The following is a 23,837-nucleotide window of genomic DNA, read 5'->3' on the forward strand; positions in this document are numbered from 1 at the left end:
TCCGTCGGTCCCGACCGCACCTCTGTGTGGTCCGGCGGCTGTGCTCCGGGCATACGGTACCCGTCTCGCCTTTCATGACCTGGCCAACCGCGTCACCCGATACAGGACCGGTATCGCAACGTGCACCGATGTGGAGGTGACGTGAGCGGGGTCACTTCTTGCTGTTGATCACTGCTTCCATCACGCTCTTCGCGATCGGGGCGGCGAGACCACCGCCGGAGATCTCACCACGGTTGGCGCTGCCGTCCTCCACGACCACGGCCACGGCGACCGGCGAGCTGCCGTCGCTGAGCTTGGCGTAGGAGATGAACCAGGCGTACGGCTTCTCCTTGTTGTTCACGCCGTGCTGCGCGGTACCGGTCTTGCCGCCGACGGTGACGCCCTCGATCTGCGCGTTCTGACCGGTGCCCGTCTTGACGACGCTCTCCATCATGTCCTGGAGCTTCTGGGCGTTCTCCGGTGAGACTGCCTGGGACAACGTCTCGGGTTCGTGGGTCGCGATGACGTCGAGGTTGGAAGCGCGCAGCTGGTCGACCATGTAGGGGGCCATCAGCTCACCGTCGTTGGCGACGGCGGAGGCGACCATGGCCATCTGGAGCGGGGTGGCCCGGTTGGAGGCCTGTCCGATGCCGGCCATCGCGTTCTGCGGACGGTTGTCCTCGGGATACACGCTCTCTGCGGCGCGGACGGGAGTGTCCAGCGTGGCGTTATTGAAACCGAACTTCTCGGCCTGCTCGATCATCTTGTCGTTGCGGACGGCATCGGAGAGCTTGCCGAAAACCGTGTTGCAGGACTGCTCGAGCGCGTAGCGGAGGGTGGCGTTCTTGCACTCGCCGTGCTGGTTGGTGAGGGGGGTGGACGACTCCGGCAGCTTGTACGGGTCAGGCGTGTCCGTCTTGTCGTCGATGTCCGACACGACGCCGTTCTCCAGGGCCGCGGCGGCCGTGACCACCTTGAACGTGGACCCCGGCGGGTAGGTCTCGCGCAGCGCGCGGTTCAGCATCGGCTTGTCGGGGTCCTTCTCCAGCTTCGAGAAGGTCTTGCTGTCCTTGGTGCTGATGCCTGCGAACGTCGACGGATCGTAGGACGGCGTGGAGGCCAGGGCGAGGATCGCGCCGGTCTTGGGGTCGAGCGCGGCGACGGCGCCCTTCTTGTTGCCAAGGCCTTGGAAGGCCGCCTTCTGCGCGGCGGCGTTGAGGGTGGTGACGACGCTGCCGCCCTCCTTCTTCTTGCCGGTGATCATGTCCAGCGTGTTCCGGAAGAACAGCCGGTCGTCGTTGCCGGTGAGGATCCCGTCCTCGAGGTTCTCCAGCTGGGTGGCGCCGACGATCTGCGAGGAGTACCCGGTGACGGGGGCCCACATCTCGCCGTTCTTCCAGGTGCGTTTGAACTTGTAGTCGGTGCCCTTGGTCTCGACGGATCCGGTGATGGCCTTGCCGTCGACGATGATGTCGCCGCGCGGGGTGGCATAGCGTTCGATGGCGACCCGGCGGTTCTCGTCGTCCTTCTTCAGCGAGTCGGCCTGGACGTACTGGATCCAGTTGTCGCGGATGAGCAGGGCGAGGATCAGAAGCCCGCAGAAGATCGCGATCCGGCGCAGGGGCTTGTTCACGGTCGGACCACCTGGGTCATCTCGGCGTCGGGGTTCGGGGCGGGTGACGGGGCCGGGCGGCGTGCCGTGTCGCTGATGCGTAGGAGGATGCCGATCAGCGCCCAGTTGGCGATGACGGAGGAACCGCCGTATGCGACGAACGGCAGGGTCATGCCGGTCAGCGGGATGAGGCCCATGACGCCACCGGCGACCACGAAGACCTGGAGCCCGAAGGCGCCGGACAGGCCGACTGCCAACAGCTTTCCGAACGGGTCGCGGGCAGCGAGCGCCGTACGGATGCCGCGTTCCACGATCAGCCCGTAGAGCAGCAGGATCGCCATGACACCGGCCAGGCCCAGTTCCTCACCGAAGGTGGCGAGGATGAAGTCGGAGTTGGCGGCGAAGCCGATGAGATCGGAGTTGCCCTGGCCGAGTCCGGTGCCGAGAGTGCCGCCGGAGCCGAACGCCCACAGAGCTTCCATGGACTGAGCGGAGTGGCCGAGGGTGGTCTTGGAGAGTTCCCACTCACCCATCGGGTCCAGCCAGGCCTGTACACGCTGCTGGACGTGAATCTCGAAGGAGGCGACGCCTACGGCACCGGCCGCGGACATCAGCAGACCGAAGACGATCCAGCTGGTGCGCTCGGTGGCGACGTACAGCATGATCACGAACATGCCGAAGAACAGCAGCGACGTACCCAGGTCGGTCTCGAAGACCAAAATCAGGATGGACATCGCCCAGACAACCAGGATGGGTCCGAGGTCGCGTCCGCGAGGTAGATAAAGGCCCAAGAAGCGGCGGCTGGCCAGGGCGAGCGCGTCTCTCTTGACCATGAGATAGCCGGCGAAGAAGACAGCGATGACGATCTTCGCAAACTCACCTGGCTGGATGGTGAAGCCGGCGATGGAGATCCAGATCTTCGCGCCGAAGACATTCAGACCGAGGCCGGGTACCAGAGGCAGCAGCAGTAGGACGAGGGAACCCGCCATCGAGATGTACGTGTAGCGCTGGAGGACGCGATGGTCCTTCAGGAAGATCAGCACCACGATGAACAGAGTGACGCCCAGCGCGGAGTACAGCAGTTGGCGCGGCGATGCCTCAACGTAGGTTCGGCTGAGCTGAAGCCGCTCCGACTGGTCCAGCCGCCAAATGGCCACCAGTCCCAGCCCGTTCAGCAGCGTGGCCAGTGGCAGCATCAACGGGTCCGCATACGGCGCGAACTTACGGACGACCACATGGCCGATGCCGGCCAGCAGGCCGAAACCGAGACCGTAGGCGGCCAGGCCGGCCGGTACCTCGTCGTTGAGTGCGAGACCCACGTTGGCGTAGGCGAACACCGGAATGACGACCGCGAAAGCCAGCAGCGCCAGTTCGGTGTTGCGGCGGCTCGGCGCGCCGATCGCGCCGATCGTGGACGTGTGCTGCGTCGACGTGTTGGTAGTACTGCTCATCGTGTGCGTGGGCCCCTCGCGGCTTGCCTACTGCTCACCGCACCGCGAGACCAGCTTCTGCTCCTCCTCCGAGAGGCTGGGGCCGGCTGACGGTGTGGGTGTGGACTGGGTCGGGCTCGGGGACGTCGATGGCTTCGACGTCGGGGACGGTGTGGCCTTGGACGTGAGGGAGGTCTTCGTGGTTCCCGTGACGCCCCCGGCCTCACCCGCACCGGTCTTGGCGTTGTTGTCCGCCGCCTCGCGGCGCTCGGCGCTCTTCTTGCACGCCGACGCCTGGGTGGCCAGTTCGTCGATCTTCTTCTTGGCGTTGTCCAGACCGCCCTCGGCGATCGTGGCCTCGACAAGCTTCTGCTGGTACGGCGGCAGGTACTTGAGTTCGATCTCGGGGTGGTCCTTCTCCACTTTCGAGAGCGAGATCCAGGCCAGGTCCTGGCTGATGCCGCGGTACAGCGCGACATGGTCGTCGTTGGCGCCGACGTAGTACTGCGTCTGCGTCCAGCGGTATCCGCCGTAGAGGCCCCCGCCGATCACGGCGAGGCCGAGGATGCCGAAGAAGGATCTCTTGAGCCACCGGCCCTTCTTGCGCGGCTTGACGAAGTCGGTGTCCGAGTAGTTCCCGAAGCTGCCCGCCGGCATGTACCCGGTGGTGTCGCCGGAGCCGGGCGGGCCGAACTCCCCGCCACCGCCCTGCGAGTGCCCCTGGCGGCCGAGCCCGGAGGCGCGGCCGGCGGGGGTCTGCATGATGCCGTTGTCCTGGAGGTGGAGCTGGTTCTCGGCGACCGCGCCCACCACGACCGGGGTGTCGTGGAGCTGGCCGGCGAGGGTGTCGCCCGTGTCGAGGTCGAGGACGTCGGCGACGATGACCGTGATGTTGTCGGGGCCGCCGCCGCGCAGTGCCAGCTCGATCAGCTGCTGGACGGTCTCCTCGGGGCCCTGGTAGCTGGCGAGGGTGTCCTCCATCGTCTGGTGGGACACCACGCCGGACAGGCCGTCCGAGCAGATCAGATACCGGTCGCCGGCGCGGACCTCACGGATGGAGAGGTCGGGCTCGACGTGGTCGCCGCTGCCCAGCGCGCGCATCAGCAGGGAGCGCTGCGGGTGGGTCGTGGCCTCTTCCTCGGTGATGCGGCCCTCGTCGACCAGCCGCTGCACCCAGGTGTGGTCCTGGGTGATCTGGGTGAGGACGCCGTCGCGCAGGAGGTAGGCGCGGGAGTCGCCGACGTGGACGAGACCGAGGCGCTGGCCGGTCCACAGCAGGGCGGTGAGCGTGGTGCCCATGCCCTCCAGCTGGGGGTCCTCCTCGACCATGGCGCGCAGCTGCTCGTTGGCGCGCTGCACGGCGGTGCCGAGGGAGGTCAGGATGTCGGAGCCGGGGATGTCGTCGTCGAGCGTGACCAGGGTGGAGATCACCTCGGAGGAGGCGACCTCGCCGGCCGCCTGGCCGCCCATGCCGTCGGCGATCGCGAGCAGCCGCGGGCCGGCGTAGCCGGAGTCCTCGTTGCCCTCGCGGATCATGCCTTTGTGCGATCCGGCGGCGAAGCGCAGTGACAGACTCATGCGCACCTCGCCCGTCGGCTCCGGGTACATCCGCACGGTGCCCACCCTCCGGTCGGGAGCGCGCCGGGGCCCCTGGTGGGGACCGCCGCTGCGTGCTCGCTCCGCTCGCGCCTATTCATGATGTAGCACTACTTCCGCAGCTCGATGACGGTCTTGCCGATGCGGATCGGCGCGCCCAGCGGGATCGGCGTGGGAGTCGTCAGTCGGTTCCGGTCGAGATACGTGCCGTTGGTGGACCCCAGGTCCTCGACGATCCACTGGCCGTCGCGGTCCGGGTAGATCCGGGCGTGCCGGCTGGAGGCGTAGTCGTCGTCCAGCACGATCGTGGAGTCGTGCGCGCGGCCCAGGGTGATGGTCTGGCCCTGCAGCGCGACGGTCGTCCCCGTCAGCGTGCCCTCGCTGACGACGAGCTTGGTGGGGGCGTTGCGCCCGCGGCGGCCGCCGGTGGCGGCGGGCTGCTGGCCGCGCTGCTGGGGCGGCGCGGCCTGCCGGGCGGCGTTCTGCGGCCGCGCGTTCTCCCGGCGCGACCCCCGCTGGGTGACGCGCGTACCGAACAGGTCGCTGCGGATGACCTGCACGGCCACGATCACGAACAGCCACAGTACGGCCAGGAACCCCAGCCGCATGACCGTGAGGGTCAGCTCTGACATTGCCCCCGCTTCACCCTTCGGCTTGCCGGTAAATGATGGTGGTGCTGCCCACGACGATCCGCGAGCCGTCGCGGAGCGTAGCGCGGGTGGTGTGCTGCCCGTCCACCACGATGCCGTTGGTGGACCCGAGATCCTGGATCGTCGAGGGCGTTCCGGTCCGGATCTCGCAGTGCCGGCGGGACACGCCGGGGTCGTCGATCCGCACGTCGGCTTCGGTGCTGCGGCCCAGCACCAGCGTCGGGCGGGAGATCTGATGGCGGGTGCCATTGATCTCGATCCAGTAGCGCGTGCGTCCAGCGGCGCCCGGGGCTGCCCCGGCGCGCTGGAGATAGGGGGCCGAGCCGGGACGGCCGCCGGGCGGCGGCGTGGCCGGCATGGGCGGGGCGCCGACGGGCGCGCCGGCGGGCGGGTAGCCGTAGCCGCCGGGGCGGCCACCGCCGGCGTTCGCCGGGGCGCCTCCGGGGCCCTGCTGGTCGGTGGAGGAGGCGAGCGTACGGCTGCGGACCCGGTACAGGCCGGTGTCGAGGTCGTCGGCCTTCTCCAGGTGGACCTTGATGGGGCCCATGAAGGTGTACCGCTGCTGCTTGGCGTAGTCGCGCACCATGCCGGCGAGCTCGTCGCCGAGCTGGCCGGAGTAGGGGCTGAGGCGCTCGAAGTCGGGCGTGCTCAGTTCCACGATGAAGTCATTGGGGACGACCGTCCGGTCGCGGTTCCAGATGGTCGCGTTGTTGTCACACTCGCGCTGGAGCGCTCCCGCGATCTCCACGGGCTGGACCTCGGACTTGAACACCTTGGCGAAGGTGCCGTTGACCAGACCTTCGAGACGCTGCTCGAACTTCTTCAGGACTCCCATGGGGCACCTCCTCCGTCGTCACCGCTCTGCGTACTGCGTCCGTACTGCTTACTGATCGTATCCACGCGCCGGGAAATCGGCTGGTTCCCCCGGTCGGCCCCGTCGGCCGGTGTCACCGGCGCCGACGCCCACTGAGGTCCCCTCCCGGCTTCCCACCGGAGCTCCTCTTCGAACTACCCCGCCCGAACTCTGCCAAGGATCGTAGAGGCGGGACGAGACCAGTGTCCCGCACCTGACTGTGGACCCTGCCCTCCTCCAGTGGAGATGGCCGGGACCGGTACGAGGTTGATACGTGAACCAGCACTCGTTGATACGTGGCGGAATGGGGCAGGTGTTCGGCCCCTGCCGGTCGCTCCGTGGCCGGTGGGCCGCGGCGCGGGCGGCCACGGATAAGGGATGTGAACCCACCCTCCCCAGCGTGCTAATCTTCTGGATGTCGGAAGGCGCCAGCACCGAAAGGGCAGGGCCCGAGGACACACCCAATGCGCGGGTGGCGGAATAGGCAGACGCGCTGGATTCAGGTTCCAGTGCCCGCAAGGGCGTGGGGGTTCAACTCCCCCCTCGCGCACAGCGAAGCGGTCCCATCGTGAAGACGATGGGACCGCTTCTTTTTGTGTCTGCGGGGACTCCGGGGGCGCGGCCGCCTGGCTGGTGAAGTGTGAGGAGTCTCTCAGTAGGTTCGGTAAGGGCTTTCGTCCTTTGGTGGCGCGAGACGGCTTGGGGGCGTGCCGGGTCTCCTGTGCGCGGGCGTGGCCATGTTTCACGTGAAACGTCGCAGAGCGGTGTATTGGTGATGTTCTACGTGAAGCAGTGCGGGGCGTAGCTGGTGAGGCGACGCGCTCGGACCAGCAGGTCCTGGTAGACGGGGTGCTCGGCGATGGCGGGCTGCTGTTGCCCGTGAGTGAGCGGGGGCGGGACGCGGTCGGAGCCGGCGATCAGACCGGTGCGGGTGTGTCGTATGACCGCGTGGAACTCCTGGCGGTCGCCGTCGGAGCGGGCTCGGGGCCGCAGGGTGCTGAACTCGATTGGGCTATCCATGGTCCGGACAGGATCTGCCGGTCGGCCTTCGCTTCGATCACCGGCCGCTCATGCGGAGGTGTGGGTGGGGCGGCTGACCAGCGTCTATCGGGGTCGTCTGCGGGTGGATTCCCCGTGGCTCCTAGGGGCGCGTGATGCCGGGTTCGCGCTGGTTCGGTGCAACGTGCGCGGGCGGCGGATGACCTCCTGCCTGGGCGTGAGGCCTGTGAATTGCCGTCAGCACCGTTGACGCTCGCCCACCTCATACCTATCTTCTGGTCGGCAAATCGTACAGCGTTCGTAATTTCGAATGACTGTGGTCTGCTCCCTCACCCCCCACACACATGCCAGAGACGAGGCGCACATGGCTCCGCCCCTCTCCAGACGCTTTCTGCTCCAGTCCGCGATCGTCGCCGCCGCAGTACCCGGAGTTTCTTTCGGGGCGGGTGGTGCTCGCGCGGTCGCCGCCGCCGTTCCGGCGCCGTCCACCTGGTCGGTGCGGCCCTTCGGGCTCAAGGACGTGACGCTCGGCCCTGGCCTGTTCGCCGACAAACGGCAGCTCATGCTCGACCACGGCCGCGGTTACGACATCGACCGGCTGCTCCAGGTGTTCCGTGCCAACGCGGGGCTCTCCACCAAGGGTGCGGTCGCCCCCGGCGGCTGGGAGGGTCTCGACGGCGAGGCCAACGGCAACCTCCGGGGCCACTACACCGGGCACTTCCTGACGATGCTGGCCCAGGCCTACGCCGGCACCGGGGACACCGCGTACGCCGACCGGATCCGGAGCATGGTCGGCGCCCTGAGCGAGGTGCGCGAGGCGTTGCGCGGCGACCCGAAGATGCTTGCCGTCACCGGTAGGTGGGGTGGCGCCCACGAGAACGTCCGGGGTTCGTACCAGTACGTCGACCTGCCGTCCGCCGTGCTCGGCGGCGCCGAGGCGATCACCCTGTCGGTCTGGGTGAGGCCCACCCATGACGCCGACTGGCAGCGGGTCTTCGACTTCGGTGACAACACCACCCGGTACATGTACCTGGCCACCCGCAACGCCGAAGGGGTGCCCCGGTTCGCCGTCACCACCAGCGGGCCGGGCGGCGAGCAGGGGCTCAACGGCACGGCCGCGCTGCCGCTGAACCACTGGAGCCACTTGGCGGTGACCCTCTCCGGCTCCACGGGCACGCTCTACGTCAACGGCGCAGCCGTCGCCCGGAACGCCTCGATGACGCTGAACCCGTCCCTCCTGGGCACCCTGGCGAACAACTGGCTGGGCCGCTCCAACTTCTCCGGCGACCCGGTGTACGCGGGCGCCTTCGACGAGTTCAACGTCTGGTCACGGGCGCTCACGGCGGCCGAGATCACCTCGCTCCAGTCGAACGAGGCCAGGGAATCCTCCGCAGGGCTCGGCGACCTCGCGTCCTACTCGTTCGCGGCCACCGACGGCGGCACGTTCGCCGACGCCTCCGGACGCGGCCTCACCGCCACGCTGCGCCGCACCTGGGGCGGGCCGAGCCATCCCGGGTTCCTCGCCGCGTACCCGGAGACGCAGTTCATCGCGCTGGAGTCGATGACCAGTGGTGACTACACGAAGGTGTGGGCGCCGTACTACACAGCGCACAAGATCCTCAAGGGTCTGGTCGACGCCTATCTGGCGACCGACGACGCCCGGGCGCTGGACCTCGCGTCCGGTATGTGCGACTGGATGTACTCCCGGCTGTCCAAGCTGCCGGACGCCACGCTGCAGCGGATGTGGGGCATCTTCTCCAGCGGTGAGTTCGGCGGCATCGTCGAGACCGTCGTCGACCTGTACACGATCACCGGCGAGGCGGACCACCTCGCCCTGGCCAAGCTCTTCGACCTCGACCGGCTCATCGACGCCTGCGCCGCGAACACCGACATCCTCGACGGCCTGCACGCCAACCAGCACATCCCGATCTTCACCGGATACGTCCGCCTGTACGACGCGACGGGCGAGACCCGCTATCTCACGGCCGCCAAGAACTTCTGGGACATGGTCGTCCCCCAGCGCATGTACGGCATCGGCGGGACGAGCACGGCCGAGTTCTGGAAGGCCCGCGGGGCGGTCGCCGGCACGATCAGCGACACCAACGCCGAGACCTGCTGCGCGTACAACATGCTCAAACTGAGCCGGATGCTGTTCTTCCACGAGCAGGACCCGAAGTACATGGACTACTACGAGCGGGCCCTGTTCAACCAGGTGCTCGGCTCCAAGCAGGACACGGCCGACGCGGAGAAGCCGCTGGTCACGTACTTCATCGGCCTCAAGCCCGGCCATGTGCGCGACTACACCCCGAAGCAGGGCACGACCTGCTGCGAGGGGACGGGCATGGAGAGCGCGACCAAGTACCAGGACTCCGTGTACTTCGCGAAGGCCGACGGCAGCGCGCTGTACGTCAACCTGTACAGCGCCACCACGCTGAACTGGACCGCCCAGGGCGTGACGGTCACCCAGACCACCGACTACCCGCGTGAACAGGGCTCCACGATCACCGTCGAGCGCGGCAGCGGCACCTTCGAGATGAAGCTGCGCGTGCCCTCCTGGGCGACCGCCGGATTCCGGGTGACCGTCAACGGCAGCGCGGTGAGCGGGACGCCGGCCGCCGGGAGCTACTTCACGATCCCGGCCCGCACCTGGCGTGACGGGGACGTCGTCCGCGTGACGGTCCCCTTCCGGCTGCGGGTGGAGAAGGCCCTCGACGACCCGACCCTGCAGACCCTGTTCCACGGGCCGGTGAACCTGGTCGGCCGGAACGCCAGTACGAGCTACTTGTCGTTCGGCCTGTACGGCAACGCCGGCCTCTCCGGTGACCTGCGGCCCTCCCTCACGCCGGTGAGCGGAAAACCGCTGCACTACATGCTGGACGGCACCGAGTTCGCGCCCTTCCACGAGGGAACCGAGGATCCCACGCACGCGTACATCAGGCGTTCCGAACCGAAGGTCGTCCTCGGTGGCACCGACTCGGGCGTGGCCAACCCGGCGAAGTCCGACGGGACGACCCTGCTCGACGAGATCTGGGCGGGGGCGCCGTTCGCCGACAAGGACGCGCTGGTCGCTCGCGTGCGGGCGACCGTGCGCTCCTGGGTGTCGGCCGGGCTGCTCGATCGGGCCGACGGACAGAAGGTGGTCACGACCGCGGAGGACGCGTCCTACGAGGCCTGAGGGTCTTGAGCCTGTGTGGTGGTGCTCGACCCTGAGGGCGCGGCGCTGATCCGCTGATCGCGTCGTGACCGGGCCGGCCGGCGCGCGGTGGACAGGTGTGCCGCCGTGCGCCGGTCGGGCGTCGGGTCAGGCTGCCAGACGCTCCGCGAGGGTCTTCGCCTTGGTGGCCGCGTCGTCGAGGGCCTGGGCGCGGGAGGCCTCGGAGAGCGGGATCAGCTCGCTCATCGCCGGGTTGTGCGGCGCCATGGTCAGCTCCGGGACGATGAAGTCGACGTCCAGGCCGAGGGCGTCGGAGAGCACCGCTTTCAGGTAGTTCTGCACGTACTCGAAGGGCTCGCGCGGCGTGCCCGGCGCGTAGGAGCCGCCGCGGCTGGCGACGACGGTGACGGGAGTGCCCTTCGCCTTCGAGTCCTCGGTCATGGCGGTGCGGCCGATGAGGACCACGTTGTCCAGCCAGGCCTTGAGGGTCGACGGGATCGAGAAGTTGTACATGGGGGCGCCGATCAGGATCGCGTCGGCCTCCTCCAGCTCGGCGATGAGCTTCTCGCGCTCGGCGAAGGCCGCGGCCTGCTCCGGGGTGTGCGTGGCCGGGTCGGCGAAGCCGGCGGTGTGCGCGTCGGCGCTGATGTGCGGCACGGGGTCGATGTCGAGGTCGCGGTAGATGACCGTGCCGTCCGGATGCTGCTCCTCCCAGGCCTTGCGGAAGGTCTGCGTCACCGCGCGCGACGTCGAGGCGTCGATGGGGAAGACGGACGAGTCCAGATGGAGAAGGGTGGCCATGGGGCACTCCAAGAAAGTCGCTTCGTTTTCGTACTCGACTATGGATAACACAGTCGCTTACTTTTTTTCATCCCTGAACGTGAGCCCAGTACGCTGGTCACATGGCGGAAAAGCAGCAGGATCTCCATGGCGCCGGTCCGTGCCAGCCGGTCGGAGAAGGCATGACGCGTGTGTTCGCTCTGCTCGGAAAGCGATGGACGGGCCTGATCGTGGCCGCGCTGATGCCGCATCCCGCGCACTTCGTCGACCTGCGCCGGGCCATTCCCGGCATCAGCGAGCGCATGCTCTCCGACCGCCTCACGGAACTCGCCGCGGCCGGCCTCGTCCTGCGCGAGGTCAACGAGGGGCCGCCCCTGCGGGTCACCTACCGCCTGACGGACGCGGGCGCCGCGCTGGACCCGGCGCTCCAGGAGCTCGCCGCATGGGCGAAGGTCCACCTGCCGCAGAGCTGGCCTTGTGCGGGGGCGGGGCGGGAGTAGGGCGTCGCCGGTCAGGACGGTGGTTTTCGTGGGTTTTCCACAGGCGGGCAGGCAGTCGCGGCGGAGTTGTCCACAGGGTCTGACGCGTTTCGGCCACCGGCTGTACCGTCATCACGAGTTGATGTCCGTGCGGGGACATGTACGGGGGAGGCGGTCGCTGTGATCGAAGACGGTGTGACGGCGTCGGGGACCGAGTCGGGGACGGCGGCGGTCGAGTCCGGCGGCCGGGCCGGGCAGGAGCGGGTGCCGTGGGTGCCCGGATTCGCCCGGTGGCCCTCGCAGGGTTCGCCCAAGGAAGAGGGCAAGGCCCTGCGCGAGCGGGTGCCGCGCAGTATGCACGCGGACCTGACCCTCACCACCGACCGGCCCGACGCGGTGACGGCGGTCGAGGAGTCCAACCGCGGCCGCATCGCCGCGCTCACCCCGATAAGGGTCGGCCGGATGGCCGCCACCCCGTTCGCGTTCCTGCGGGGCTCGGCCGGCCTCATGGCCCACGACCTCGCCCGTACGCCGATCACCGGCATCGGCACCCAGATCTGCGGCGACGCCCACGCGGCGAACTTCGGCCTCTACGGGGACGCCCGCGGCGGGCTCGTCATCGACCTCAACGACTTCGACGAGACCGTGCACGGCCCCTGGGAGTGGGACCTCAAGCGCCTCGCCACCTCGCTCGTGCTCGCCGGACGCGAGGCGGGCGCGGACGAGGACACCTGTCGCAAGGCGGCGCTCGACACGACCGGCGCCTACCGGCGCACCATGAGGCTCCTCGCCAAGCTCCCCGCCCTCGACGCGTGGAACGCCATCGCCGACGAGGAACTCGTCTCGCACACAGACGCGCACGACCTGCTCGGCACGCTGGAACGGGTCTCGGAGAAGGCGCGGGCCAACACGAGCGGACGCTTCGCTGCCAAGTCGACCGAGGCGGTGGCGGGCGGTGGGCGCCGCTTCGTGGACGCCCCGCCGGTGCTGCGCCGGGTCGACGACGCCGAGGCCGCGGTGGTCGCCGCCTCCCTGGAGCAGTACCTGACCACCCTCTCGGAGGACCGCCACCCGTTGCTCGCCCGCTACGCCGTGCACGATGTGGCGTTCCGTGTGGTCGGCACCGGCAGCGTCGGCACCCGCTCGTATGTCGTGCTGCTCCTGGACCACCGGGGCGAGCCGCTCGTGCTCCAGGTGAAGGAGGCCCGCTCCTCCGCGCTCGAACCGCATCTCGCGACGGCCGGTTTCGACGTGCCGACCGTGGATCACGAGGGTCGTCGTGTGGTTCTCGGCCAGAAGCGGATGCAGGTGGTCAGCGACAGCCTGCTGGGGTGGACGACCGTGGACGACCACCCCTTCCAGGTGCGTCAGTTCCGCAACCGCAAGGGCAGCGTCGACCCCGCGGCCCTCGCGGCCGATCAGGTCGACGACTACGGCCGGATGACCGGTGCCCTGCTGGCCCGTGCCCACGCCCACAACGCCGACCCCAGGCTGATCGCCGGCTACTGCGGCAAGAACGACGAGCTCGACGAGGCCGTCGCGACGTTCGCCGTCACCTACGCCGACCGCACGGAGGCGGACCACGCGGACCTGGTGGCGGCGATACGGGCCGGGCGGATCGAGGCCGAAGCCGGGGTGTGACGAGGGCCGGGGCTACGGGACTCGGCGAGCGGGTGCGGGTGCGGGTGCGGTCGGTTCCGATTGCTTCTCTGCTCGGAGGGTCCCGTCGGCTCGGGTCGATTCCCGGCTGGGAGGGTGCCGTCGGTTCGGGTTGATTCTCCGGTCGGTTCTCGGCTCGGGCGGGTCGGCGCGGCTGTCCGAGCTCGTCGTTCCCGGTCGGGCGGGGTGCCTTCGGGCGGGCTCGGTGGCGCTCGGAGTCGTGGCCTAGGCTGGGTCGGGTGACGAGCCCGGAAGCCGATCAGACCCAGTCCGAGCACCCCGCCGAGCCCGTGGAGCCCGCTGGGGGCCCGGGTCAGGGTGAGGGCGCTTCCGCCGAGGGCGCGGAGACCGCGGAGACCGTGGAGGGTTCCACTGCCGCCCAGGGTGCCGCTGCGGCCGAGGGCGCCGTTTCGGCCGGAGGTGCGGTGTCCGGTGACGCCACCGGGGGTGAGCGGCCCGAGGAACGGCTGGAGCGGGCCGTGCGGGCGGCCGAGCAGGCGTTGATCGAGTACGAGATCGCGGTGGAGACCTTTCGGGTCGAGGTGGAGAACTTCTCCCGGTTGCACCACCAGAAGCTCGGGCCGATGTATGCCCGCCTCGACGAGCTCGACGCCCAGATCGCCGAGGCCAAGGCCGCACGGACCGGCGACCCCGAGGACGTGCGCAAGGCGCAGGAGGCACGGGCGCGGGTCATGCCCATGCCGGGCGTGGAGGAGCTGTTCCACGGCTGGATGGACTCGGAGGGCCTGTTCCCGGAGGCCGCGGCCATGCTCACCGACCAGGCCGTACGACCCCCGGAGCGGGTGCGGCCGAGCGACGAGGCCCGTCGGCTCTACCGGGAGTTGGTCCGCAAGGCCCACCCCGATCTGGCCCAGGACGACAAGGAGCGCGAGCGGCGCGACGCGTTCATATCGCGGGTCAACGCGGCCTACGGACGGGGTGACGAGACGCTTCTGCGGGAGCTGTCGCAGGAGTGGGCCGCGGGTCCCGTGCCGGAGGAGCGCAGGCCCAGCCGCAGCGAGGAGCTCTACGCCCGCCTCGAATGGCTGGCCCAGCGCAAGGAACTGCTCACCCTTGTCGCCCGCGAACTGGAGGAGGGCGCCATCGGCTCCATGCTCCGTATCGCCCCGGACGACCCCGACCGTCTCCTCGACGAGATCGCCGAACAACTGCTGACGGAAGTCGCCCAGCGGGAGGCCGAACTGGCGGGGTTGCTCGCCGAGGGCGGTCAGGTCGGTCAGGTGATGCACGGTGACCAGGGCGGCCACGAGGGGCATGTCGGCCAAGGCGGCCAGGGTGGTCAGGAGGGCCCCTGACGGCCACGGTGGTCGGCGTGGCCACGCCGGGGAGGCCGGGCGGGGCGAGTAGGCGGGGCACGGCGGCGGTGTGGGGGCGTGCGGTCGGGTAGCGTCGTACACATGCATTTCGGAGCTGGTGTGCCCACTGTCGAGGTCGGGGACCTCAAGGACGACGACTTCCTGCTCGATGTCCGGGAGGACGACGAGTGGCAGGCGGGCCACGCCGAAGGGGCGCTGCACATCCCGATCAGCGAGTTCGTGGCGCGGTACGGCGAGTTGACCGAGGCGGCGCCGCAGGACGGCCGGGTTCATGTGATCTGCCGGTCGGGCGGGCGTTCGGCGCAGGTCACCATGTACCTGGTTCAGCAGGGCATCGACGCCGTGAACGTGGACGGCGGGATGCAGGTCTGGGCGGCCGCCGGGCGGCCGGTGGTGGACGACAAGGGCGAGAGCGGGTTCGTTCTCTAGGTCCGGAGAGCTTTCGAGGTTCAGGGCGCGCGGGTTGTCTCACGCGCCCTATTGGTCGGTGTGCACGGCCCTCGGCCCAGCGGGTGGGCGGCGCTCAGCCCAACGGGTGCGCTGCCAGTAGATCGCCCAGTGACTCCTCGTGTGCCGCTGCCGGGCCGAGGGAGAGTTCGAGGTGCTTGGCCCAGGCGTGGTAGCGGTGCAGGGGGTAGTCGACGTCGGCGCCGAAACCGCCGTGCAGGTGTTGCGCGGTCTGCACGACCCGCCGTACGCCCTCCGAGGCCCAGATCTTCGCCACGGCGACGTCCCCGGCCGAGGGCAGGGCGCCTGTCGCTCCCGAACTGATGCGCCAGGCGGCCTGCCACAGGGTGGCCTCCATGGCGCGGAGGTCGATGTACCGGTCGGCTGCCTGGACGGCGACGGCCTGGAACGAGGCGATCGGGTGCCCGAACTGCTCCCGCTTGCCGGTGTATTCGCCGGTCATGGTGAGGACCCCCTCCCCCAGACCCAGTGCCAGCGCGCAGGTGCCGGTGGTCAGCAGCTCGCGGAGCCCTTCCCAGGCGCCGTCCGCGTCGATGACGTCCCGTGCGGCGATCCGGGCGGAGTCCAGCCGCAGCTCGGCGAGCCGCTCACCCGCCGTCGAGATCTGCTCGGCGAGGAGCACGCCCTCGTGTTCGCGGGGGACGAGGGCGAGCAGGACGTTGTCGGTGCCGACCGGTGCCATGGCGGTGTGCTGGGCCTCGGTGAGCCCGGCGTCCCCGGCCACGGCCGTCGCCGGTACGACGATGTAGTCGGCGTTGTACGCCCAGGGCACCGCCGTCTGCACACCGTCGAGGACCCATGCCCCGTCGGCCTCCCGCTGAGCGGTGACCGCGAGTTCGGCCGGGTCGTGGCCGGTGCGGCCGTGCGCGGCGACGCTCAACACGACTTCGCCCCGGCCGACCCGGGTGAGCAGGTCGGTCCTCGCTTCCTCGCTGCCGTACGCCTGAACGGTCACGGCGGCCGCGCTGTTCTCCAGCAACGGCACCCGGGCCAGGACCTTCGCCGACTCGCGCAGCACCAGGCACAGCGCGATCGCGTCGAGCCCCGAGCCGCCGTAGGAGGGGTCCAGCAGGAGGCTGAGCAGGTCCGCGTCGGCCAGCCGCGTCCACAGGGCCCGGTCGAAGTCGTCGGCCACGGCCCCCGGAACCAACGAGGGGCTCGGCACCCCGTCCGGTGCGACCCCGGCGAACACCGCCCTCGCCGCCTCGGCCGCCGCCTGCTGCTCCTCGGTGAAGGTGAAGTCCACGGTTCCGCCCTTCCGTGTCGCCGATGACGGGGCGTCAAGATAGAACAGGTTCTAGAAGAAGGGAATGACGTGGCGGCACCGGAGAGGGCCGGCTGTCGGTCGGTGAAGGCCCGGACGGTTCGGCTGCTCAGCTCCGGCCGCGTCGGCTGCTCAGCTCAGTGGTGGAGCACGGCGCCGTAAGGTGTCCGAGGCTGTGGATAACCTCGTGGGTGCCGTGTGATCGGTGTGACGATGTGACTGCTGTGGCCACCGGGACTGTGCCGGATGCGCGCGGCTGAGTAAGTTCCGGTGGGGAAACGGACCGGGAGTGGGAATCGGGGAGCGGGGCGGAATGGACGCGTACGACGAGGTCTCGAACGCCCGGCGCGGGCCGGACGAGCCCGAGGGCTCCGCTTCCACAGCCCCGGGCGACGCAGCCGCCGACGGTGGCGACAGCGACAGCAGCAGCGACAGCGACGGCGCCGACGCGGGCGCCTACACGCCTGCTCCCGCTTCCACACCCGCCCCGGATACCGGCTCCGTCCCGGAAACCGGCTCTGCCCCGGATGCCGACTCGGCCCCCCTTGTCGAGTCCGACAGCGTCGGTCGCGCGCCGGTTCCGGCTCGTACTCCGGCGTGGGCCGCGCGGCAGAGTCCGCAGACCCCGCCCCTTCCGTACACCCCGCACACGTCGCCGTCTTCGGGCGACGCCCTCGCCCGGCCGCAGCCGCCGCCCCCCGCCGTGTCCGGCATAGCCGCCCTCTCGCTGCCGTACCAGATCGTCGTGGCGCTCGTGCTGGCTGTCGTGGCCGTGGTGGCCTGTGTGCACGTCGGAATGGTGTTTCTGCATGTGGCGCCCTCGAACACGATGACGAAGCAACACGGTCAGGCGGTCGACGACTGGGTGTATCCGGAGTTCGAGCAGAACTGGAAGCTGTTCGCGCCGAACCCGTTGCAGCAGAACATCGCCGTGCAGGTCAGGGCGGAGGTCCGCAAGCCGGGCGGCGGTTCCCGTGAGACCGGCTGGTACGACCTGTCCGCGCTGGACGGGGCCGCCATCGACGGCAACCTGATGCCCAGCCACACCGACCAGAACGAGCTCCGTCGGGCCTGGGACTTCTATGTCTCCACGCACGACACCGAGAACCGCGCGACGAGCTCGCGCGGTGAGCTGTCCGAGCGCTATCTGCGCCGCATCGTGGTGATGCGCCTCGACCGCGAGCTCGACGGCGGGCGGACCGGCGGCTCCGGTGGGGTTGTCGAGCGGATACAGGTCCGGTCCCGTACCACCAATGTCCCGGCGCCCGAGTGGAGCGAGGAACAGGTGTCCGACAAGCCTGTCATCCGGGAGCTGTCCTGGTGGTCGGTGACCGACCGCGACCGCATGGAGGCGAGCGCCGAATGAGCCCCACGAATCCGGCCGGTCCCACTGACGGCACCAACAGCCCCACCGGCCCCGCCGGCCCGACTGGCACCACCGGCCCTGTCATCAGGACGCGTCCGGCGGGCGGGCCGCCGGCCCGTCTCACCGCTGTCATCGGCTCCGGGATCGCCCGCGTCACCGACAACGCGCTGGGCCCGTACCAGAGCGCGATCGTCCGGATCGGTTTCGCCGGGACGTGGCTGCTGTTCCTGCTGCGCGAGTTCCCGCACCGGCGTGAGCTGTACGGGCCGGACGGGCCGTGGAGCTGGGACCTCGCGCAGGAGTTGATCGCGAGCAACGGCGCGTTCACGACCCTGATGTGGTCGGACGGCATGGTGTGGTTCGAGATCGTCTACGCCCTCGCCGTGCTGTCGAGCCTGATGCTGCTGCTCGGGTGGCGCACCCGCACCGCGAGCGTGCTGTTCATGGTGGGTGTGCTGTCGCTGCAGAACCGCAGCGTGTTCATGGGCGACGGCGGCGACAACGTCATCCACCTCATGGCGATCTATCTGGTCTTCCTCCGCTGCGGCCAGGTCTGGTCCCTGGACGCCCGGCGCGAACGGCGCACGCGCGAGCGCCTGGAGCGGGAAGGCATGCAGGGGGAAGGTCCGGAGCGGGAGGCTGCGGCGGCGACGGACCGGGTTGGCCCCCTCCTGTGGTGCGCGCTCGGCTTCGTGCTGCTCGTGGCGACGTTCGGCGGTCTGGTCCCCGGTGGCTTCGGGGGCGGCTGGCTGACCATCTTCTGGGGACTGTGGGTGGTGCACGGCGTGTGGTGGGCCGTGCGCCGGATCGAGTCGGACATCCGGCCCCGCGTGCTGTTCGACATCGTCGGCAACCTCGCCCACAACGCCGCCCTGGTCGTGATCATGGCCGAGGCCTGTCTGATCTACGCGACGGCCGGCTGGTACAAGATCCAGGGCTCGCGCTGGCAGGACGGCACGGCCGTCTACTACCCGCTGCACCTCGACTACTTCTCGCCCTGGCCCGCGCTCTCCGACCTGATGACGTCGAGCGGCACCATGGTGATGCTGGTGACGTACGGGACGGTCATCGCGCAGGTCGCCTTCCCGTTCACGCTGTTCAACCGGCGCGTCAAGAACGTCCTGCTCGCGGTGATGATGACCGAGCACGCGGCGATCGCGCTCGTCCTCGGTCTGCCGTTCTTCTCGCTCGCGATGATCGCCGCCGACGCCGTGTTCCTGCCGACGTCGTTCCTGAAGCGCCTGGGCGGTTGGACGGCACGCGCGCGTGACGGTGTGGTGCGTCGGGTGCCGCTCGGAGGCGGCCGCAGCCGGCCCGGTCAGTCCGAGAAGGGGGCGCCACCCCCGGAGAAGGAGACGGCCGAGCAGGCGCACGTAGGCTTCACCGCATGAACGATCCGGTGAGCGCGGTATGAGTGCCCCTCAGGCGGGACCGGCGCACCGGGACGGCGATCCCGTGCGGACCTGGCGCCGTCTCGCCGACACCTCCGTCCTGCTCGACGGCTTCCACGCCCTCAAGCACGCCCTGCGTTTCGGGGCGGAGGTCCCGGTGGCGGTCACCGTCGACCGGGCGGCGGCCCTGGCGCTCGCCGACGACCTGGCACCGGACGTGCGCGAGCCGCTGACCGTGCTGCTCGCCGAGGTGCCGGAGGAGACGTACCGCACGCTCGTGCCGCGCCCGCACCCCACGGCCGTCGCCGCCCTGGCCGTGCGCCCCGCGCCCGCGACCCATCTGGCGGCGCTCGCGCACACCCCGCGCACCGCGCCCGTCGTCGTGCTCGACAACCCCCGCAATCTGGGCAACGCCGGGGCCGTGATCCGGCTGGCCGCCGGCTTCGGCGCGACCGGGGTGGTCACCACGGGCACCCTGGACCCCTGGCACCCCACGGTGGTGCGCGGCGGGGCCGGCCTGCACTTCGCGACCGCCGTGGAGCGGCTGGAGGTGGCCGACCTGCCGTCGGGCCCGCTCTTCGCCCTCGACCCCGAGGGGGACGACATCCGGGCCCTGAAGCTTCCGGACGACGCGCTGCTCGCCTTCGGCTCCGAGCGCAGCGGTCTCTCCGCCGAGTTGCGGGAGCGCGCCGACCATCTGGTGTCCCTGCCGATGCGCCCCCAGGTGTCCAGCTACAACCTGGCGACGAGCGTGGCGATGACGCTTTACCACTGGAGCATGGGCGCCGTCTGAGCACATGTGGCCCGGCGCCTCCCCTGAGGGACGCCGGGCCACAGGTCGAACAGGTGTGTCTTACGCCTCGCGGCGGATCTCGACCATCCGGAAGCGGTTCGCGACGAACGCCGCGTCGCACAGCGCCGCGTTGGCCGCCGGGTTGCCTCCGGAGCCGTGGAAGTCGGAGAAGGCCGCGGTCTGGTTCACATAGACCCCGCCCGTGAGGTTCAGCGAGAGCTGCGCGCACTCGTCCAGGCAGACCTCCTCGACGGCGCCCGCGACCTCGTCGTTCGTGGTGTACGCGCCGACGGTCATCGCGCCCTTGTCGCGGATCGTCCGCCGCAGCAGCTCCACGCCGTCCGTCGCCGAGTCGACGGCCACGGCGAAGGACACCGGCCCGAAGCACTCGCTCATGTACGCGGCCTCGTCGTCGGGCTTGGCGCCGTCGAGCTTCACGATCACCGGCGTACGGACGACGGCGTCCGGGAACTCCGGGTTGACGATCTCGCGGGAGGCGAGGGCGACCTCGCCGAGGCCTGCGGCGGCCTCTAGGCGGGCCTTCACATCGGGGTTGACGATCGCGCCGAGCAGGGCGTTCGCGCGGGCGTCGTCGCCGAGCAGACCGCCGACGGACCTCGCGAGGTCGGCGACGACCTCGTCGTAGGACTTCGCGCCCTCCTCGGTCGTGATGCCGTCGCGGGGGATCAGCAGGTTCTGCGGGGTGGTGCACATCTGGCCGCTGTACAGGGACAGGGAGAAGGCCAGGTTGGAGAGCATGCCCTTGTAGTTGTCGGTGGACTCCACGAGGACCGTGTTGACGCCGGCCTTCTCCGTGTAGACCTGCGCCTGGCGGGCGTTGGCCTCCAGCCAGTCACCGAACGACGTCGAGCCCGTGTAGTCGATGATCCGGATCTCGGGGCGCGTGGCGAGGGTCTTGGCGATGCCCTCGCCGGGGCGCTCGGCGGCCAGCGCGACCAGGTTCGGGTCGAAGCCGGTCTCGGCGAGCACCTCGCGGGCCACCTGCACGGTGAGCGCGAGGGGCAGGACCCCGCGCGGGTGGGGCTTCACCAGGACCGCGTTGCCCGTGGCGAGGGAGGCGAACAGGCCCGGGTAGCCGTTCCACGTCGGGAAGGTGTTGCAGCCGATGACCAGCGCGATGCCGCGCGGGACGGCCTTGAACCGCTTGTCCAGCTTGAGCGGGTCGCGCTTGCCCTGGGGCTTGGTCCACTCCGCCTCGTCCGGGGTGCGGACCTGCTCGGCGTACGCGTAGGCGACCGCCTCCAGGCCCCGGTCCTGCGCGTGCGGGCCGCCGGCCTGGAACGCCATCATGAACGCCTGGCCGCTGGTGTGCATGACGGCGTGGGCGAACTCATGGGTGCGGTCACTGATCCGCTTGAGGATCTCCAGGCACACCACCGCGCGCGCCTGAGCGCCCGCGTCGCGCCACGCGCGCTGGCCGGCCTTCATGGCGGGCAGCAGCGTGTCGATGTCCGCGTGCGGGTAGGTGACGCCCAGTTCGATGCCGTACGGGGAGGTCTCGCCGCCCACCCAGTCGTCGGTGCCGGGCTGGTCGAGGTCGAGGCGGGTGCCGAGCAGCGCGTCGAAGGCGGCCTTGCCCTCGGCCATGCCCAGGCTGCCGTTCTCGCCGTACGCCTTGGGGTGCTCGGGGTGGGGTGACCAGTACGCGCGGGTGCGGATCGCCTCCAGCGCCTGGTCGAGCGTGGGCCGGTGCTTGGCGATCAGGTCGTGCGCGGACAGTTCGGCGGCCATGCGTGACCAACTCCTCACGTCAGGGACTCTGCGTCGAGACCTGACCTGGGCAGCGACAGGAGGACAGAGTTAGAGTAACCGAACGATCGGTCGGGACAAGGGGGTCCGCCGCATCTGTGGACAACCCCGTGCGGGAGGATCGCGCACATGACAGGACTCGACCTCAGCAGCCCCGTGGCCGTCGTCGGCACCGGCACCATGGGCCAGGGCATCGCCCAGGTCGCGCTGGTCGCCGGCCATCCCGTACGCCTGTACGACGCCATGCCCGGCCGCGCCCAGGAGGCGGCCGAGGCGATCGTCGCCCGGCTGGACCGCCTCGTGGCGAAGGACCGCCTGACCGTCGGCGACCGGGACGCCGCCCGAGCCCGGCTGCACCCCGCGCGGGACCTCGCCGACCTCGCGGACTGCGCCCTCGTCGTCGAGGCCGTCCTGGAGCGCCTCGACGTGAAGCAGGAGCTGTTCCGGGCACTGGAGGACGTCGTCGACGACGACTGCCTGCTCGCCACCAACACCTCCTCCCTGTCCGCCACGGCCATCGGCGGCGCCCTGCGCAACCCCGGACGCTTCGTCGGCCTGCACTTCTTCAACCCGGCGCCGCTGCTGCCGCTGGTGGAGGTCGTCTCCGGGTTCGCCACGGACGTCACGTCCGCCACGCGCGCGTACGAGACGGCTCGCGCCTGGGGCAAGACGCCGGTCGCCTGTGCCGACACACCCGGCTTCATCGTCAACCGCATCGCACGGCCGTTCTACGCCGAGGCCTTCGCGGTGTACGAGTCACAGGCCGCCGACCCCGCCACCATCGACGCGGTGCTGCGGGAATGCGGCGGCTTCCGGATGGGTGCCTTCGAGCTGACCGACCTCATCGGGCAGGACGTCAACGAGTCCGTCACCCACTCCGTGTGGCAGGCGTTCTTCCAGGACGTCCGGTTCACGCCCTCGCTGGCCCAGCGGCGGCTCGTCGAGTCCGGCCGGCTCGGCCGCAAGACGGGCCAGGGCTGGTACGACCACACGGACGGCGCCGAGCGCCCCGAGCCGCACACCGCCGAACCCGCCCGGGCGCCCGCGTACGTCGTCGTCGAGGGCGACCTGGGGCCCGCCTCCGAGCTGCTCGCGCTGATCCGGGAGGCCGGCATCGGGATGCGCGAGGAGGAAGAGGACCACGGCACGCGGCTGGTCCTGCCGAGCGGCGGTCAGCTGGCCCTCGCCGACGGGCAGACCTCCGTGGAGTTCCGCGACGTCGTCTACTTCGACCTGGCGCTCGACTACCGGCGGGCCACCCGGATCGCGCTGTCGGCGTCCCAGGACACCTCGTCGCAGACGCTCACCGAGGCCATCGGGCTCTTCCAGGCGCTCGGCAAGGACGTCAGCGTCATCGGGGACGCCCCCGGCATGATCGTCGCCCGCACGGTGGCCCGGATCGTCGACCTCGCGCACGACGCCGTGGCCAAGGGAGTGGCGACGGAGGAGGACATCGACACCGCGATGCGGCTCGGGGTCAACTACCCGCTCGGTCCCTTCGAATGGGGCCGCAAGCTGGGCCGGAACTGGGCGTACGCCCTCCTCGACGACCTGCATCTGCGCGACCCCTCCGGGCGCTACGCGCCGTCCCTCGCGCTGTACCGCCACGCCTACGCCTCCGACAAGCGGGAGGGGACCTCCTCATGACCACCGCCAAGCGCGACACGTACACCCCGGAGACGCTCCTCTCCGTCGCCGTGCAGGTCTTCAACGAGCGGGGCTACGACGGCACGTCCATGGAGCACCTCTCCCGGGCGGCCGGGATCTCCAAGTCGTCGATATACCACCACGTCAGCGGCAAGGAGGAGCTGCTGCGGCGGGCGGTGAGCCGGGCGCTGGACGAGCTGTTCGGGATCCTCGACGAGGAACCCGCGCGCGTGGGGCGTGCCGTCCAGCGGCTGGAGCACGTGGTCCGGCGCATGGTCGAGGTCCTCATCGCCGAGCTGCCGTACGTGACGCTGCTGCTGCGGGTGCGCGGCAACACCGACACCGAGCGCTGGGCGCTGGAGCGGCGCCGCGACTTCGACCACCGGGTCGCCGAGCTGCTGAAGGCCGCGGCCGCCGACGGGGACGTGCGCGGGGACGTGGAGATGCGGCTGGCGACCCGGCTGGTCTTCGGGATGATCAACTCGATCGTGGAGTGGTACCGGCCGGACGGGCGCGGGATGGGCGAGCGCGAGGTGTCCGAAGCGGTGGCGCATCTGGTGTTCTCGGGGCTGCGCGCCCAGCACTGAAGCTCACCCGTCGTCCGATTCCC

The 23,837-nt window shown here is 70.1% G+C and carries 19 protein-coding genes and 1 tRNA gene; 11 read left to right on the forward strand and 9 right to left on the reverse strand.

Going from position 1 to position 23,837, the window contains the following annotated elements:
* Nucleotides 1–151: 151 nt before the first annotated feature.
* The 5 genes from ACZ4Z3_RS21685 to ACZ4Z3_RS21705 all read right to left on the reverse strand — a co-directional run bounded on the left by ACZ4Z3_RS21685 (nucleotide 152) and on the right by ACZ4Z3_RS21705 (nucleotide 6,102).
* Entirely contained in the window at nucleotides 152–1,612 is a 1,461-nt protein-coding gene (locus ACZ4Z3_RS21685; protein WP_468502522.1) for a peptidoglycan D,D-transpeptidase FtsI family protein, read from the reverse strand.
* On the reverse strand, nucleotides 1,609–3,042 hold the full coding sequence (locus tag ACZ4Z3_RS21690; RefSeq protein WP_468502523.1) for an FtsW/RodA/SpoVE family cell cycle protein: 1,434 nt from the start codon (nucleotides 3,040–3,042) through the stop codon (nucleotides 1,609–1,611). Before ACZ4Z3_RS21690 ends, ACZ4Z3_RS21685 begins: the two co-directional genes overlap by 4 nt.
* A 27-nt stretch (nucleotides 3,043–3,069) precedes the next feature.
* The gene (locus tag ACZ4Z3_RS21695; RefSeq protein WP_468502524.1) at nucleotides 3,070–4,599 is read right to left on the reverse strand and encodes a Stp1/IreP family PP2C-type Ser/Thr phosphatase; all 1,530 of its coding nucleotides are present in this window, start codon (nucleotides 4,597–4,599) and stop codon (nucleotides 3,070–3,072) included.
* Between the two features lie 128 nt (nucleotides 4,600–4,727).
* Entirely contained in the window at nucleotides 4,728–5,249 is a 522-nt protein-coding gene (locus tag ACZ4Z3_RS21700) for an FHA domain-containing protein FhaB/FipA (RefSeq protein ID WP_055538165.1), read from the reverse strand.
* A 10-nt stretch (nucleotides 5,250–5,259) separates the two neighbouring features.
* Nucleotides 5,260–6,102 carry an FhaA domain-containing protein gene (locus ACZ4Z3_RS21705; RefSeq protein WP_468502525.1) on the reverse strand — a complete coding sequence of 281 codons (843 nt, stop codon included), beginning with the start codon at nucleotides 6,100–6,102 and terminating at the stop codon, nucleotides 5,260–5,262.
* Nucleotides 6,103–6,586: 484 nt separating this feature from the next.
* Between ACZ4Z3_RS21705 and ACZ4Z3_RS21710 the strand changes: the two genes are divergently transcribed.
* Nucleotides 6,587–6,670, forward strand: a tRNA-Leu gene (locus tag ACZ4Z3_RS21710).
* A 230-nt stretch (nucleotides 6,671–6,900) separates the two neighbouring features.
* On the opposite strand, the gene ACZ4Z3_RS21715 is transcribed toward ACZ4Z3_RS21710, so the two are convergent.
* Entirely contained in the window at nucleotides 6,901–7,140 is a 240-nt protein-coding gene (locus tag ACZ4Z3_RS21715; protein ID WP_468502526.1) for a hypothetical protein, read from the reverse strand.
* Nucleotides 7,141–7,483: 343 nt separating this feature from the next.
* On the opposite strand from ACZ4Z3_RS21715, the gene ACZ4Z3_RS21720 reads away from it, so the two are divergent.
* On the forward strand, nucleotides 7,484–10,294 hold the full coding sequence (locus ACZ4Z3_RS21720; protein ID WP_468502527.1) for a beta-L-arabinofuranosidase domain-containing protein: 2,811 nt from the start codon (nucleotides 7,484–7,486) through the stop codon (nucleotides 10,292–10,294).
* Nucleotides 10,295–10,420: 126 nt separating this feature from the next.
* Here the strand turns inward: ACZ4Z3_RS21720 and ACZ4Z3_RS21725 are convergent, their stop codons facing one another.
* The gene (locus ACZ4Z3_RS21725; protein WP_468502528.1) at nucleotides 10,421–11,074 is read right to left on the reverse strand and encodes an FMN-dependent NADH-azoreductase; all 654 of its coding nucleotides are present in this window, start codon (nucleotides 11,072–11,074) and stop codon (nucleotides 10,421–10,423) included.
* Nucleotides 11,075–11,175: 101 nt separating this feature from the next.
* On the opposite strand from ACZ4Z3_RS21725, the gene ACZ4Z3_RS21730 reads away from it, so the two are divergent.
* From ACZ4Z3_RS21730 to ACZ4Z3_RS21745, 4 genes are all read left to right on the forward strand, one after another.
* The gene (locus tag ACZ4Z3_RS21730) at nucleotides 11,176–11,553 is read left to right on the forward strand and encodes a winged helix-turn-helix transcriptional regulator (protein WP_468502529.1); all 378 of its coding nucleotides are present in this window, start codon (nucleotides 11,176–11,178) and stop codon (nucleotides 11,551–11,553) included.
* A 162-nt stretch (nucleotides 11,554–11,715) separates the two neighbouring features.
* A complete protein-coding gene (locus tag ACZ4Z3_RS21735; protein ID WP_468502744.1) occupies nucleotides 11,716–13,173 on the forward strand; it encodes a DUF2252 domain-containing protein in 1,458 nt (485 codons plus the stop codon).
* 257 nt (nucleotides 13,174–13,430) lie between these two features.
* Entirely contained in the window at nucleotides 13,431–14,507 is a 1,077-nt protein-coding gene (locus tag ACZ4Z3_RS21740; RefSeq protein ID WP_468502530.1) for a J domain-containing protein, read from the forward strand.
* Between the two features lie 120 nt (nucleotides 14,508–14,627).
* Entirely contained in the window at nucleotides 14,628–14,957 is a 330-nt protein-coding gene (locus ACZ4Z3_RS21745; RefSeq protein WP_055717309.1) for a rhodanese-like domain-containing protein, read from the forward strand.
* Between the two features lie 94 nt (nucleotides 14,958–15,051).
* Here ACZ4Z3_RS21745 and ACZ4Z3_RS21750 read toward each other — a convergent pair whose 3' ends face one another.
* Nucleotides 15,052–16,242, reverse strand: coding sequence for an acyl-CoA dehydrogenase family protein (locus ACZ4Z3_RS21750; protein ID WP_468502531.1), 1,191 nt, complete (start codon nucleotides 16,240–16,242; stop codon nucleotides 15,052–15,054).
* A gap of 331 nt (nucleotides 16,243–16,573) precedes the next feature.
* Here ACZ4Z3_RS21750 and ACZ4Z3_RS21755 point away from each other — a divergent pair, with 331 nt between their 5' ends.
* Genes ACZ4Z3_RS21755 through ACZ4Z3_RS21765 form a run of 3 tightly spaced genes read left to right on the forward strand, consistent with a single transcriptional unit; the run spans nucleotide 16,574 to nucleotide 19,810 of the window.
* Nucleotides 16,574–17,626: a DUF5819 family protein gene (locus ACZ4Z3_RS21755; protein ID WP_468502532.1), complete on the forward strand. Its 1,053-nt coding sequence runs from the start codon at nucleotides 16,574–16,576 to the stop codon at nucleotides 17,624–17,626.
* Complete coding sequence (locus ACZ4Z3_RS21760; RefSeq protein ID WP_468502533.1) at nucleotides 17,623–19,017, forward strand: HTTM domain-containing protein; 1,395 nt, start codon at nucleotides 17,623–17,625, stop codon at nucleotides 19,015–19,017. Before ACZ4Z3_RS21755 ends, ACZ4Z3_RS21760 begins: the two co-directional genes overlap by 4 nt.
* A 19-nt stretch (nucleotides 19,018–19,036) precedes the next feature.
* Nucleotides 19,037–19,810 (forward strand): TrmH family RNA methyltransferase, encoded by a 774-nt coding sequence (locus tag ACZ4Z3_RS21765; protein ID WP_468502534.1) that lies wholly within the window; start codon nucleotides 19,037–19,039, stop codon nucleotides 19,808–19,810.
* A 60-nt stretch (nucleotides 19,811–19,870) separates the two neighbouring features.
* On the opposite strand, the gene paaN is transcribed toward ACZ4Z3_RS21765, so the two are convergent.
* Nucleotides 19,871–21,562 (reverse strand): phenylacetic acid degradation protein PaaN, encoded by a 1,692-nt coding sequence (paaN, locus tag ACZ4Z3_RS21770; protein WP_468502535.1) that lies wholly within the window; start codon nucleotides 21,560–21,562, stop codon nucleotides 19,871–19,873.
* A 147-nt stretch (nucleotides 21,563–21,709) separates the two neighbouring features.
* Between paaN and ACZ4Z3_RS21775 the strand changes: the two genes are divergently transcribed.
* On the forward strand, nucleotides 21,710–23,227 hold the full coding sequence (locus ACZ4Z3_RS21775; protein ID WP_468502536.1) for a 3-hydroxyacyl-CoA dehydrogenase: 1,518 nt from the start codon (nucleotides 21,710–21,712) through the stop codon (nucleotides 23,225–23,227).
* A complete protein-coding gene (locus tag ACZ4Z3_RS21780; protein WP_468502537.1) occupies nucleotides 23,224–23,814 on the forward strand; it encodes a TetR/AcrR family transcriptional regulator in 591 nt (196 codons plus the stop codon). Before ACZ4Z3_RS21775 ends, ACZ4Z3_RS21780 begins: the two co-directional genes overlap by 4 nt.
* Nucleotides 23,815–23,837: the final 23 nt, after the last annotated feature.

The organism is Streptomyces sp. NPDC030296 (assembly GCF_055572815.1).